Origin of the sequence: Sphingosinicella xenopeptidilytica, assembly GCF_042676985.1 — a bacterium.
Taxonomy (GTDB): Bacteria; Pseudomonadota; Alphaproteobacteria; order Sphingomonadales; family Sphingomonadaceae; genus Sphingosinicella; species Sphingosinicella xenopeptidilytica.
Genome location: NZ_JBHTIK010000005.1, coordinates 158,343 through 170,614 on the forward strand (window position 1 = coordinate 158,343; position 12,272 = coordinate 170,614).

At 67.8% G+C, this 12,272-nt stretch carries 12 protein-coding genes; 7 read left to right on the forward strand and 5 right to left on the reverse strand.

The window, feature by feature from the left end; genetic code table 11:
- Positions 1 to 2: 2 nt before the first annotated feature.
- From argH to ACFQ00_RS08835, 7 genes are read left to right on the forward strand one after another with little or no spacing between them, the layout of a single operon-like run.
- Positions 3 to 1,370, forward strand: coding sequence for an argininosuccinate lyase (gene argH / locus ACFQ00_RS08805; protein ID WP_381490868.1), 1,368 nt, complete (start codon positions 3 to 5; stop codon positions 1,368 to 1,370).
- A complete protein-coding gene (locus ACFQ00_RS08810; protein WP_381489148.1) occupies positions 1,367 to 1,597 on the forward strand; it encodes a hypothetical protein in 231 nt (76 codons plus the stop codon). Before argH ends, ACFQ00_RS08810 begins: the two co-directional genes overlap by 4 nt.
- Positions 1,597 to 2,865 carry a diaminopimelate decarboxylase gene (lysA, locus tag ACFQ00_RS08815; RefSeq protein ID WP_381489150.1) on the forward strand — a complete coding sequence of 423 codons (1,269 nt, stop codon included), beginning with the start codon at positions 1,597 to 1,599 and terminating at the stop codon, positions 2,863 to 2,865. Before ACFQ00_RS08810 ends, lysA begins: the two co-directional genes overlap by 1 nt.
- A 4-nt stretch (positions 2,866 to 2,869) precedes the next feature.
- The gene (locus tag ACFQ00_RS08820; RefSeq protein WP_381489153.1) at positions 2,870 to 5,215 is read left to right on the forward strand and encodes a DUF4175 family protein; all 2,346 of its coding nucleotides are present in this window, start codon (positions 2,870 to 2,872) and stop codon (positions 5,213 to 5,215) included.
- A gap of 13 nt (positions 5,216 to 5,228) precedes the next feature.
- A complete protein-coding gene (galU, locus tag ACFQ00_RS08825; RefSeq protein ID WP_381489155.1) occupies positions 5,229 to 6,101 on the forward strand; it encodes a UTP--glucose-1-phosphate uridylyltransferase GalU in 873 nt (290 codons plus the stop codon).
- Positions 6,077 to 6,823, forward strand: coding sequence for an esterase/lipase family protein (locus tag ACFQ00_RS08830; RefSeq protein ID WP_381489158.1), 747 nt, complete (start codon positions 6,077 to 6,079; stop codon positions 6,821 to 6,823). The genes galU and ACFQ00_RS08830 overlap by 25 nt, the downstream gene beginning before the upstream one ends.
- Before the next feature lie 46 nt (positions 6,824 to 6,869).
- Positions 6,870 to 7,301, forward strand: coding sequence for a DUF6265 family protein (locus tag ACFQ00_RS08835; RefSeq protein ID WP_381489160.1), 432 nt, complete (start codon positions 6,870 to 6,872; stop codon positions 7,299 to 7,301).
- A gap of 32 nt (positions 7,302 to 7,333) precedes the next feature.
- On the opposite strand, the gene ACFQ00_RS08840 is transcribed toward ACFQ00_RS08835, so the two are convergent.
- From ACFQ00_RS08840 to ACFQ00_RS08860, 5 genes are read right to left on the reverse strand one after another with little or no spacing between them, the layout of a single operon-like run.
- Positions 7,334 to 7,741: a F0F1 ATP synthase subunit epsilon gene (locus ACFQ00_RS08840; protein ID WP_381489162.1), complete on the reverse strand. Its 408-nt coding sequence runs from the start codon at positions 7,739 to 7,741 to the stop codon at positions 7,334 to 7,336.
- Positions 7,742 to 9,190, reverse strand: coding sequence for a F0F1 ATP synthase subunit beta (atpD, locus tag ACFQ00_RS08845; protein WP_381489165.1), 1,449 nt, complete (start codon positions 9,188 to 9,190; stop codon positions 7,742 to 7,744).
- Between the two features lie 28 nt (positions 9,191 to 9,218).
- A complete protein-coding gene (locus ACFQ00_RS08850; RefSeq protein ID WP_381489167.1) occupies positions 9,219 to 10,103 on the reverse strand; it encodes a F0F1 ATP synthase subunit gamma in 885 nt (294 codons plus the stop codon).
- 13 nt (positions 10,104 to 10,116) lie between these two features.
- Positions 10,117 to 11,646 carry a F0F1 ATP synthase subunit alpha gene (gene atpA, locus ACFQ00_RS08855; RefSeq protein WP_374597376.1) on the reverse strand — a complete coding sequence of 510 codons (1,530 nt, stop codon included), beginning with the start codon at positions 11,644 to 11,646 and terminating at the stop codon, positions 10,117 to 10,119.
- A gap of 6 nt (positions 11,647 to 11,652) precedes the next feature.
- Positions 11,653 to 12,270, reverse strand: a complete 618-nt coding sequence (locus ACFQ00_RS08860) for a F0F1 ATP synthase subunit delta (RefSeq protein WP_381490871.1) — start codon at positions 12,268 to 12,270, stop codon at positions 11,653 to 11,655.
- Between the last annotated feature and the right edge of the window lie 2 nt (positions 12,271 to 12,272).

Consider the following 12,272-nt stretch of genomic DNA (forward strand, 5'->3'; position numbering starts at 1 on the left):
ACATGTGGGGCGGCCGCTTCGCCGAAGGGCCGTCTGCTGTCATGCGTGACATTAATGTCTCTATCGGCGTGGACAAGCGCCTGTGGCGTCAGGACATCGCGGGCAGCCGCGCGCACGCCGCGATGCTGGCGGCGGCGGGCATCCTTTCTGCGGGCGACGCCGCCGAAATCGCGCGGGGTCTCGATGCGATCGAGGCCGAGTATGCTGCGGGCGGTCTCGTGGAGAACTCAGCACTCGAAGACATTCACATGCATGTCGAGGCGCGGCTGAAGGAGATCATCGGCGAGCCTGCCGGGCGGCTCCATACGGCGCGCTCGCGCAACGATCAGGTGGCGACCGATTTCCGCCTGTGGGTGCGCGATGCGATCGATGCGATCGATGCGGGTCTTGGTGGTTTCCAGAAGGCGCTGCTCACCCGCGCGGAACAGCACGCGGAAGACGTGATGCCGGGCTTCACGCACCTGCAGACGGCGCAGCCCGTCACGCTCGGCCATCACCTGATGGCGTATTTCGAGATGACGCGGCGGGATCGCGGGCGTTTTGCCGATGCGCGGGCGCGGCTCAACGAATCGCCGCTCGGCGCAGCGGCGCTCGCGGGCACGTCGTTCCCGATCGATCGCCACGCGACGGCGAAGGCGCTCGGCTTCGACCGGCCGCTGGCGAACAGCCTCGATGCGGTTTCGGACCGTGATTTTGCGCTCGAATTCCTGTCGGCGGCGGCGATGGCGGGGCTGCATCTGTCGCGGTTTGCCGAGGAGATCATCATCTGGGCGAGCCAGCCTTACGGCTTCGTGAAACTGCCGGACGCTTTCTCCACCGGCTCCTCGATCATGCCGCAGAAGCGCAACCCGGACGCCGCCGAGCTGGTGCGCGCGAAGGCAGGGCTGTTCCTTGGCGCCTACCAGCGCCTCGCCATCATCATGAAGGGGCTGCCGCTCGCCTATTCGAAGGACATGCAGGACGACAAGGCGCCGGTGTTCGAGGCGTTCGATACGCTCGCGCTCTGCCTTGCCGCGATGACCGGTATGGTGGAGACGATCACGTTCGACACCGCGCGGATGCGCGCAGCGGCGGGCACGGGCTTCTCCACGGCGACCGACCTTGCCGACTGGCTGGTGCGCGAAGGCGGCGTGCCGTTCCGCGAGGCGCACCATATCACCGGCCGCTGTGTCGCGGCGGCGGAGGCGGCGGGCTCTGACCTTGCGGCGCTGCCGCTGGAGACGCTGCGTGGTATCGACGCCCGCATCGATGAGCGGGTTTTCGGCGTGCTTACCGTCGATGCCTCGGTCGCGAGCCGTACGAGCTTCGGGGGCACGTCGCCCGCGAACGTGCGCGCGGCCGTTGCCGCCGCGCGGGAGGCCGGACAATGAAGGCCGCGCTGCCTCTGCTGCTTCTGCTTGCCGCGTGCGGCGCCAAAGGGCCGCTCGCGTGGCCCGAGGGCGGCCCGCCAGCGCCACCGCCCGGCGTCAAGGAACCGCTCACCACCGAGCAGATGCTCGATCCGCCGACGCAGGCCGCGCCCGAGCGTGTCGACGATCCCGTCCGCCGCTCCGAAGAGCGCCGCGACGACGAATTCGATCTGCCGCCGGGGCTCTGATGGACCATTTCGAGCACAGGAACGGCCGCCTGATGGCCGAGGATGTCGACGTGGCCGCGCTCGCGGAGGCCGTCGGCACGCCCTTCTATTGCTACTCGTCGGCGACGATCGAGCGGCACTTCACCGTGTTCCGCGATGCGGTGGCGGGCGCGGGCAATGCCCCGCCGCTCGTCGCTTATGCGGTGAAGGCGAATTCGAACCAGGCGGTGATCGCAACGCTCGCGCGGATCGGCGCGGGGGCCGATGTCGTGTCGCTCGGCGAGATGAAGCGCGCGCTTGCGGCGGGCGTTCCGGCCGAGCGGATCGTGTTCTCCGGTGTCGGCAAGACGGCGGATGAGATGGAGGCCGCCGTTCAGGCGGGCGTCTATCAGATCAATCTGGAATCGCTGCCCGAGGCGGAGATGCTCTCGGCCGTCGCGGCGCGCATGGGGCGGACCGTGCCGGTGGTGTTCCGCGTGAACCCTGATGTCGACGCGGGCACGCACGCCAAGATTTCGACGGGCAAGGCCGAGAACAAGTTCGGCATTCCGATCGATACCACGCTGGAGGCATTCGCGCTTGCGGCCGCGCTCCCCGGTATCGAGCCGGTGGGCGTCGCGCTTCACATCGGCAGCCAGCTCACCGACCTTGCGCCGCTGGAGCAGGCGTTCACCCGCGTCGGTGCGCTCATCGCCGATCTGCGCGCGGCAGGCTTCACGGTCAGCCGCGCCGATCTCGGCGGCGGGCTTGGCGTGCCCTATTCGGCGCACACGCCCGGACCGCCGCTTCCGGAAGCTTACGGCGCGATGGTCGCGCGCGTCACCGCCGGTTGGGACGTGCGCCTCACCTTCGAGCCGGGGCGCGTGATTGTCGGCAACGCGGGCGTGCTCGTCTCGCGCGTCATTCGCGTGAAGACGGGCGCGACGACCGATTTCGTCATCATCGACGCGGCGATGAACGATCTGCTGCGCCCCAGCCTCTACGACGCATGGCACGACATCGATTCAGTGATGCAGACGGAAGAGCTGATGACCGCAACCGTCGTCGGCCCGGTGTGTGAAACCGGCGACACGTTTGCGGAAGGGCGTGAGATTCCCGCGGTGGAGGCCGGCGATCTGGTCGTATTCCGCACGGCGGGCGCTTATGGTGCGGCGATGGCTTCGACCTACAACTCCCGTCTGCTGACGCCCGAGGTGCTGGTGAAGGGTGACAAGTGGGCGCTGGTGCGGCCGCGCAGCACGATCGAGGATCTGATCGCGCAGGACCGCGTGCCGAACTGGGTCGGATAGCGCGATGACCGCACCCGCGCCGCAGCAAGCCTTCCTTGCCGCGATGCGCGTGCCGCTCGCCTTTTCGGGGATCGTTCTCGCCGCCGAGCGCGCGCTGCCGCGCGAACTCGGCCTTGTGCTCACCCTCTGGCTACTGTGGCTCGCCGCCGCATTGCTTGGGCTCGTGCAGGCTTTGCCGGGAACGCTGCGCGTCGCGCTGCTCGCGCTGCTCATCGTCGGCAGTGTCGCCCTGCTGGTCCGCGCGGGATGGCGCATCGGCATTCCCACGGCGGCCGCGCGCCGGGCACGGCTGGAACGGGGCGGCGGGCTCAGTCGGGGCGCGCTCGCGCTTGTCGCGGATGTGCCCGTCAGCGACCCCGACGGTTTCGGCGCTGCGCTCTGGGGCCGTGCACTTGCCGATGCACAGAAGCTGTGCCCACGACTTGGCCGTTTCGAATGGCAGCCGACGCTCGAAACCCGTTACGGGCTCTGGCCGCTCATCGGCACGGCGCTGTTCCTCGGCCTGATGCTCGCGAAGGCGGAGGCGCCGCAGAGACTCGCGGCTGCCGTCTCTCCGTGGCCGACGACGCTGGAAGGCGTGCGTGTCGCGGTGACGCTGGAGCCGCCCGCCTATGTGGGCGCACCGCCGCGTCGCATCGATCTGAAGGGCGGAGCGAACGCCGCGCTCGACGGGCTTGCCACAAGCCGGGTCACGATCCGCGTCGAAGGTCTTGAAGGTGGGTGGCACGTCGCTGGCCCGGGCATCGATGCGGCGGCGGAAGGCGGGCGCGTATCCTTTCCGCTTGCGCGTGCGGGCGAATACAGCGTGCAGCAGGGCGCGCGCCGGATCGCGACGCTCGATCTCTCGCTCGCCGCCGATCTCAGGCCTGCGATCCGTTTCGATGGCGATCCCGCCATCACGCCCACCGGCGCGCTTCGGCTGGGTTTCCGCCTGCGCGACGATCACGGTGTTTCCGCGCTGTCGCTACGCGTTCGGCGCGGCAAGGCGGTGCGCGATGTCGATCTCGAAACGCGCGTGCCGCCAGGGCGGGGCAGTCTCTTCGCCGATCTCACCCCGCACCCGTTCGCCGGATCGACCGTCGAACTGATGCTCGTCGCCACCGACGGCGCCGGGCAAGAGGGCGTGTCGCCACCCATCCGCATCACGCTGCCGCAGCGCCGCTTTGCCAATCCGCTCGCGCAGGCGATCGTCGCCGTGCGGGCCGACCTGCTCGCGGGCGCGAAGCGGAACGGGGTGGCGCGCCGCCTTTCGGGGCTGGCAGCCGATCATCCGGCCTTCCAGGATGACCTCGGCGTATTTGCGGGGCTGCGCGCCGCGACGTGGCGGCTGGTGCACGATCCGCGCAAGGATGCGCGGGACAGCATCGCGGCGCTGCTCTGGGATATCGCTACCGATCTCGAAGACGGCGGCGCGACGCAGGCGATGGACGCGATGCGGCGCGCGATGGAAGACCTGGCGCGCGGTATCGGTGCGGGCGACGACGCGTCGCTTGCGGCGATGGCGGACCGGCTGGAAGCCGCAATGAGCGAGTATCTCAGCCGGCAGATCGCCGCGGCGCTTGCGGAGAGCGGCGCGCAGCCATCTCCCTCGGGCACCGGCGCGACGGTCGATCTCGGTTTCCTCGACCAGATGTTCGCGGACCTGCGCGACCGGCTGGCGGCGGGCGACAAGGCGGGCGCGGCAGAGGCGCTCGCGAACCTTCGGCAGCTGATGGAGACGATCCGCTTCGGCAATGCCGCCCCCGATCCCGAAGCGCAGGCCCGTGCCGCCGCTGCCGCGGAGGCTGCGCAGGCGCTGCGCGCGATCGAGGCACGGCAGGGCGTGCTCCGCGACGCGACGATCGCCGACATGATCGAGGCCTCTTTTGGAAACGACAGCGGCCTGCGCGAAAATGCCCCGCCGCAGCGCACGCTCGGAGCGGACACGGAGGCGCTGGTGAAGCGGTTCGGCGCCGCGGGAATGCAGGCCCCGCAGCCGCTCGGTGCCGCCGCGAAGGCGATGGCGGAAGCGGCGCGGGCACTCGGCGCCGGGGATGCGGGCGGCGCGATCCGGGCGCAGACGCGCGCTCTCGATCTGCTTCGGCAGGCGGCGAACGCGGCGGAAGCGGCGGCGCAGCAGATGGCGCAGGCTGCAGGGGCGGGGGCGATGCAGCCGGGCGCGGCAGGCTCCGGGCTCGATCCGCTCGGGCGCCCCGGCACGGGGTTCGGGCAGGGCGCGGTCAAACTGCCCGATCAGGCTGATGTGCGGCGCATCCAGCAGATACGAAAGATTCTCGAAGAACGCGCAAGCGACCCCTCGCGTTCGGAAGAGGAACGGGGCTATTACCTCAGGCTTCTCAAGCGGTTCTAGGGCGGGAGTAGACATGCGCAAGGTTCGGACAGCGGTGTTCCCCGTAGGCGGCCTTGGCACGCGGTTCCTGCCCGCGACCAAGGCGATGCCCAAGGAAATGCTGCCCGTCGTCGACCGGCCGCTGATCCAGTACGCGGTCGACGAGGCGGTCGCGGCGGGGATCGAGCAGATGATCTTCGTCACCGGCCGCGGCAAGAACGCCATCGAGGACCATTTCGACCGCCACTACGAACTGGAAACGACGCTCGGCGAGCGCGGCAAGAAAGAGGTGCTGGCGCAGCTCGACGGCACGCGATTTGCGGCGGGCACCATCGCCTATGTGCGTCAGCGCGAGCCGCTTGGGCTCGGCCATGCCGTCTGGTGCGCGCGGCACCTCATTGGCGACAACCCGTTTGCGGTGCTGCTGCCCGACGAGCTGCTGTGGAACCCGGCGCGCCCCTGCCTGAAAGCGATGATCGAGGCACATGCCGAGGTTGGCGGCAATCTGATCGGCGTGCTCGATGTGCCGCGCGAGCACACGCACCGCTACGGCATCGTTTCGCCCGGCGCGCAGCGCGGCGCGCTCACCGAAGTGCGCGGCCTCGTCGAGAAGCCGAAGCCCGCCGATGCGCCCTCCACGATGGCGGCGATCGGCCGCTACATTCTGGAGCCGGCGGTCATGGACAAGCTCGAGGCGCGGAAGCGCGGTGCCGGCGACGAGATCCAGCTTACCGACGCGATGGCGGAGCTGATCGGCGGTTCGCCTTTCCACGCGCTTCCGTTTGAGGGCACGCGCTACGATTGCGGCGACAAGGCCGGCTACGTGACGGCAAACATCGCGCTTGCGCTCGAACGCGACGATATAGGCCCGGAGGTGAAGGCGTGGATCGACGCGAACGTGCGCTGACGCCGCCGTCCGGCCTTATGCCGCCGCCGCTCGGGCGCTTCGCGCTCGAGGTGAAGGCCGTGCCGGAACTTTGCCGGTTCGTCATGAAAAGCCGGACGCATGGCCTGCCAAAAGGCGACGGTCATCCCGTGATCGTATTTCCGGGCTTCCTGGCGGGTGATGCGCTGACATGGCCGCTGCGTCGCCGTCTCACTGCGCTCGGCTACTGGAACGCCGGATGGCGCTTTGGCACCAATCTCGGCCTCAAGCCCGGCCTCCTTGTGCAGATGGTGCATTATGTGAAGTCCGTGCACGCCGGGCAGAAGCGGAAAGTGAGCCTTGTTGGCTGGAGCCTCGGCGGGCTTTACGCGCGCGAGATCGCGAAGCGCATCCCTGACCGCGTGCGCCTGATCGTAACGCTTGGGACGCCCGCCGCGCGCGACCTGCACGCAAACAACGCGTGGCGGCTTTACGAGCGGCTGAACGACCACACGGTAGACGCGCCGCCGATCGAAACCAACCTCATGGAGTTGCCGTCGGTGCCGGTGACGGCGATCCTGACGCCGTTCGATGGCATCGTGGCGCCCGCGAGCGCCGATATCGGCAACGGCCCGACATGGGAGACGCTGAAAGTGGGCGGCACGCATATCGGGCTTGCGTGGAACGCCGACGTGCTGCGCATCGTTGCCGAGCGGCTGGCGCAGCCCGATGGGAGCTGGGCGCCCTATCGATCGCGCGCCTGATCCGGTTTCATGCTATGCTGCGGCCTTCGAGAGGGGAGGAACGCAGATGCGCCGGTTCCTGATCGCTGCCGCCGCGCTCGTTTCCGCGCCCGCAGCGGCGGCCGATCTTTCGTGGATGAGCGGGTGCTGGCAGCAGGTCCAGCAGGAGCGCTGGACCGAGGAATGCTGGACCGTGCCCCGCGCCGGGCAGCTGATGGGCTCAAGCCGCACGGGTGATGCGGAGGGCGTGCGCAGCTTCGAATTCATGCGCATTGCGCCGGGTGCGGATGGGGTTTCCGTGTTCTGGGGCGCACCGGGCGGCGGCTCGGCGGTGCCGTTCCGGCAGGTGAGCGCGGGAGACCGCGAGATCGCGTTCGAGAACCCGAACCACGATTTCCCCACGCGCGTGCGCTACTGGCGCGAGGGCGAAACGCTGAATGCGGAAATCTCGGGCGCCGAAGGCACGAAGCCCATGTCGTGGCGTTTCGTCAGGATGTGAAAGCGCGTCCCCCTGCGCGGCAGGGGGAGGGCTTAGTTTGCCGCGGCGGCCTGCATCGCCTCGTAGCGGGCGACCTGCTTCTCAGCGACGGCGCGTTCGGCATCCGTCTTCGCGAGGCGCACGTCCTCGCGGGCGTCTGCGAGTTTCTTCGAAACTTCGTCGGCTTTGATCTCCGCGACCGGAACTGCGTTCTCGGCGAGGATGGTGAGGCCGCTGTCGTTCACCTCGGCGAAGCCGCCATCGATGAAGATGCGTGTCGCCGGGCTGCTCGCGCTTTCATACACCTCGATCGCGCCGGGGCGGATCGTGGACATGAACGGCGCGTGGCCCGCGAGCACGCCGAAGTCGCCTTCCGTGCCCGGCACGACCACCATGTGGACGTCGCCGGAGCGCAGAAGCCGCTCGGGGCTCACCAGTTCGAAGTGGAGGTTGTCCGCCATTTAGGCCGCTTCCGCCGCCATCTTCTTGGCCTTCTCGACCGCTTCGTCGATGCCGCCGACCATGTAGAAGGCCGCTTCCGGCAGGTGGTCGTACTCGCCGTCCACAACCGCCTTGAACGAGCGGACCGTGTCTTCGATCGCCACGAACTTGCCGGGGATGCCGGTGAAGACTTCGGCGACGTGGAACGGCTGCGACAGGAAGCGCTGGATCTTGCGGGCGCGGCTGACGGTCAGCTTGTCCTCTTCCGAGAGCTCGTCCATGCCGAGAATGGCGATGATGTCCTGCAGCGACTTGTACTTCTGCAGGATTTCCTGAACGCGGCGGGCCGTCTCGTAGTGCTCCTGACCGACGACGCGCGGCTCAAGCACGCGCGAGGTGGAGTCGAGCGGATCGACGGCCGGGTAGATGCCGAGCTCGGAGATCGCGCGCGAAAGCACGGTCGTCGCATCGAGGTGGGCGAACGAGGTGGCAGGCGCCGGGTCGGTAAGATCGTCGGCGGGCACATAGATGGCCTGCACCGAGGTGATCGAACCCTTGTTCGTGGAGGTGATGCGCTCCTGAAGCTGGCCCATGTCCGTCGACAGGGTCGGCTGATAGCCCACCGCCGAAGGAATACGGCCAAGCAGCGCCGACACTTCCGAACCCGCCTGCGTGAAGCGGAAGATGTTGTCGACGAAGAACAGCACGTCCTGGCCTTCGACGTCGCGGAAGTATTCGGCAATCGTCAGACCCGAAAGGGCGACGCGCGCGCGGGCTCCCGGCGGCTCGTTCATCTGGCCGAACACCAGGGCGACCTTGGAGCCTTCCGGCGTCGGATTGCCGTCGGCGTCCTTGGCGATGACGCCCGCGTCGAGGAACTCGTGATAAAGGTCGTTGCCCTCGCGGGTGCGCTCGCCGACGCCCGCGAACACCGAGGTGCCGCCGTGGCCCTTGGCGATGTTGTTGATCAGTTCCTGAATGAGCACGGTCTTGCCGACGCCGGCGCCGCCGAACAGGCCGATCTTGCCGCCCTTCGCATAAGGCGCGAGGAGGTCGATGACCTTGATGCCCGTGGCGAGGATGCTCGTTTCGGTCGACTGATCGACGAACAGCGGGGCTTCGGCATGGATCGGTGCGCGGAGATCGGTGTTCACCGGGCCGCGCTCGTCGATCGGCTCGCCGATGACGTTGAGGATGCGGCCGAGCGTCTGCGGGCCGACCGGCACGCTGATCTGCGCGCCCGTGTCGGTGACCGGCTGGCCGCGCGTCAGGCCGTCCGTCGCGTCCATGGCGATCGTACGGACCATGTTCTCGCCGAGGTGCTGTGCAACCTCGAGGACGAGGCGCTTGCCCTGGTTCGTCGTTTCGAGCGCCGAAAGGATCGCCGGCAGCGCGCTGTCGAACTGCACGTCGACGACGGCGCCGATGACCTGCGCGATGCGGCCGGTGTTGTTGGTCGTCTTGGCCATGGGTCTCTATCCTTGCCTTCGTATCTGACTAGAGCGCTTCGGCGCCCGAAATGATCTCGACGAGTTCGGTGGTGATCGCTGCCTGACGCTGCCGGTTGTACTGGATCGACAGGCGGTTGATCATGTCGCCGGCGTTGCGCGTGGCGTTGTCCATCGCGGTCATGCGGCTGCCCTGCTCGGACGCGGCGTTTTCGAGAAGCGCGCGGAAGAGCTGCACCGAAAGGTTGCGCGGCAACAGGTCGGCGAGAATGCCTTCCTCGTCCGGCTCGTACTCGACGGCCGCGGACACGCCCGCCGCCACCTCGCCGCCGCCGGCCGTGACCGGAACGGGGAGGATCTGCTGCTCGGTCGGTTCCTGCACCAGCGCCGACTGGAACTTCGCGTAATAGAGATAGGCGACATCGAATTCGCCCGCCTCATAACGCGCGGTGATGTCGTCGGCGATCGGCGCAGCGTTTTCGAAGCCGATCTGCTTGACGCCGGCGAACTCGGTCGATGCGATGATCGTGCCGGGGAACAGACGGCGGATAACTGCGCCACCCTTTTTGCCGACGAGGTAGAACTTCACCGTTTTGCCTGCGGCGATCAGCTCCTGGGCGCGAAGGCGTGCGGCCTTCACGATGTTGGCGTTGAACGCACCGGCGAGACCGCGATCCGAGGTGCAGACGACGAGGAGGTAGGTCTCCTCCTTGCCCGAGCCCGTCAGCATCTTCGAGGTCTGCGGGCCCGGCGTCACGCGCGCGCCGAGAGAGGCGACGACCGCTTCGATCCGGCTCGCGTAGGGACGGCCCGCCTCAGCGGCTTCCTGCGCGCGCCGAAGCTTGGCGGCAGCCACCATCTTCATCGCCTTCGTAATCTTCTGGGTCGATTTGACCGAGGCGATCCGAAGCTTGAGGGATTTGAGGGTTGCCATCTAGGTGCCGGCCTTATGCGAAGGTCCGCACGAATTCCTTGAGGATCTCGTGCAGCTTGGCCGTGGTTTCGTCGGAGAGCGCGCCCGATTCGCGGATGCTGCGCAGGACTTCACCGTTGTTGGCGCGCAGGTCCGAAAGGAACGCGCCTTCGAAACGGGTCACGGCGTTCGCCGGGATACCGTCAAGATAGCCGTTCACGCCCGCGAACACCGAGGCGACCTGCTCTTCCACCGGCATCGGCGAGAACTGCGGCTGCTTCAGAAGCTCGGTGAGGCGCGCGCCGCGATTGAGAAGCCGCTGCGTGGAAGCGTCGAGGTCCGAGCCGAACTGCGCGAACGCCGCCATTTCGCGGTACTGCGCGAGCTCCAGCTTGATCGAGCCCGCGACCTTCTTCATCGCCTTGGTCTGCGCGGCGGAACCGACGCGGCTGACCGAGAGGCCGACGTTGATGGCCGGGCGGATACCGGCGTTGAACAGATCGGTTTCAAGGAAGATCTGGCCGTCGGTGATCGAGATCACGTTCGTCGGGATGTACGCGGACACGTCGCCCGCCTGCGTCTCGATGATCGGAAGCGCGGTGAGCGAACCGTTGCCGTTGGCGTCGTTCAGCTTGGCCGCACGCTCCAGGAGGCGCGAGTGGAGATAGAACACGTCGCCCGGATAGGCTTCGCGACCCGGCGGGCGGCGCAGCAGCAGCGACATCTGGCGGTAGGCGACGGCCTGCTTGGAAAGATCGTCGTACACGATCACGGCGTGCATACCGTTGTCGCGGAAGAACTCGCCCATCGCGCAGCCGGTGTAGGGCGCGAGGAACTGCAGCGGCGCGGGATCGGACGCGGTCGCGGCGACGACGATCGAATATTCCATCGCGCCGTTCTCTTCGAGCGCACGCACGATCTGCGCCACGGTCGAGCGCTTCTGACCGACGGCGACGTAGATGCAGTACAGCTTCTTCGATTCGTCGGTGCCGGCGTTCGCGGCCTTCTGGTTGATGAACGTGTCGAGCGCGACGGCGGTCTTGCCGGTCTGGCGGTCGCCGATGATCAGCTCGCGCTGGCCGCGGCCGACGGGGACGAGCGCATCGAGCGCCTTGAGGCCGGTCTGCACCGGCTCGTGCACCGACTTGCGCGGGATGATGCCCGGCGCCTTCACTTCGACGAGGCGGCGTTCGGTCGAATCGATCGGGCCTTTGCCGTCGATCGGGTTGCCGAGCGCGTCGACGACGCGGCCAAGAAGACCCTTTCCGACCGGCACGTCGACGATGTCGCCGGTGCGCTTGACGGTGTCGCCTTCCTTGATCGACGCGTCCGAGCCGAAGATCACGACGCCGACGTTGTCGACTTCGAGGTTCAGCGCCATGCCCTTGATGCCGCCTGGGAACTCGACCATTTCGCCCGCTTGGACGTTGTCGAGACCGTGGACGCGCGCGATGCCGTCGCCGACCGACAGCACCTGGCCGACTTCCGAGACCTGCGCTTCGGTGCCGAAGTTCGCGATCTGGTCCTTGATGATGGCCGAAATCTCGGCGGCGCGGATATCCATCTTGCCTTAGCCTTTCATCGCCTGCGCCATCGCGCCAAGCTTGGTACGGATTGAACTGTCGATCATGCGGCTGCCGACTTTCACGACGAGGCCGCCGAGAATGGCGGGGTCGACGCTGACATCGAGTGCCACGTCGCGGCCGAGGCCGGCCTTGAGCTTCGCCTTCAGCGCGTCCTGCTGCTTCACGGTGAGCGCGTGCGCGGCCGTGACTTCGGCGGTCACCTCGCCCCGGTGGGCGGCGGCGAGACCGTTATAGTCGCGGATGATCGCGGACAGCGCGCCGAGGCGGCGGTTCTCGGCGAGCACGCCGAGGAATTTCGTGGTCAGCGGATCGAGCTTCAGCGCCTTCGCTACGGCAGCGACAGCCTTCGCCGCTTCGCTGCGTCCGATCCGCGGCGACAGCGTCAGCCCGCGGAAGTCTTCCGATTCGGAAAGCGCTGCGCGAACCGCAGCAAGGCTCGTCTCGACAGCTTCGATCGCCTTGCCGTCACGGGCCAGATCGAACAATGCGGTGGCATAACGCCCCGAAAGTCCGTGTGCCCTGCTCCCTGTATTGCCGCCTGTATCCACGCGTCCTCTTGGGTCTCGTTCGGTGTAAGCCCGGATGTCGAATTGCCTGCGCATAG

Coding starts and splice junctions, on each gene's coding strand:
- atpD (WP_381489165.1), bottom strand. CDS start 9,190: ATGGCCAAGACGACCAACAACACCGGCCGCATCGCGCAGGTCATCGGC.
- ACFQ00_RS08840 (WP_381489162.1), bottom strand. CDS start 7,741: ATGGCGGACAACCTCCACTTCGAACTGGTGAGCCCCGAGCGGCTTCTG.
- lysA (WP_381489150.1), top strand. CDS start 1,597: ATGGACCATTTCGAGCACAGGAACGGCCGCCTGATGGCCGAGGATGTC.
- ACFQ00_RS08820 (WP_381489153.1), top strand. CDS start 2,870: ATGACCGCACCCGCGCCGCAGCAAGCCTTCCTTGCCGCGATGCGCGTG.
- ACFQ00_RS08835 (WP_381489160.1), top strand. CDS start 6,870: ATGCGCCGGTTCCTGATCGCTGCCGCCGCGCTCGTTTCCGCGCCCGCA.
- argH (WP_381490868.1), top strand. CDS start 3: ATGTGGGGCGGCCGCTTCGCCGAAGGGCCGTCTGCTGTCATGCGTGAC.
- atpA (WP_374597376.1), bottom strand. CDS start 11,646: ATGGATATCCGCGCCGCCGAGATTTCGGCCATCATCAAGGACCAGATC.
- ACFQ00_RS08810 (WP_381489148.1), top strand. CDS start 1,367: ATGAAGGCCGCGCTGCCTCTGCTGCTTCTGCTTGCCGCGTGCGGCGCC.
- galU (WP_381489155.1), top strand. CDS start 5,229: ATGCGCAAGGTTCGGACAGCGGTGTTCCCCGTAGGCGGCCTTGGCACG.
- ACFQ00_RS08860 (WP_381490871.1), bottom strand. CDS start 12,270: ATGCGCAGGCAATTCGACATCCGGGCTTACACCGAACGAGACCCAAGA.
- ACFQ00_RS08850 (WP_381489167.1), bottom strand. CDS start 10,103: ATGGCAACCCTCAAATCCCTCAAGCTTCGGATCGCCTCGGTCAAATCG.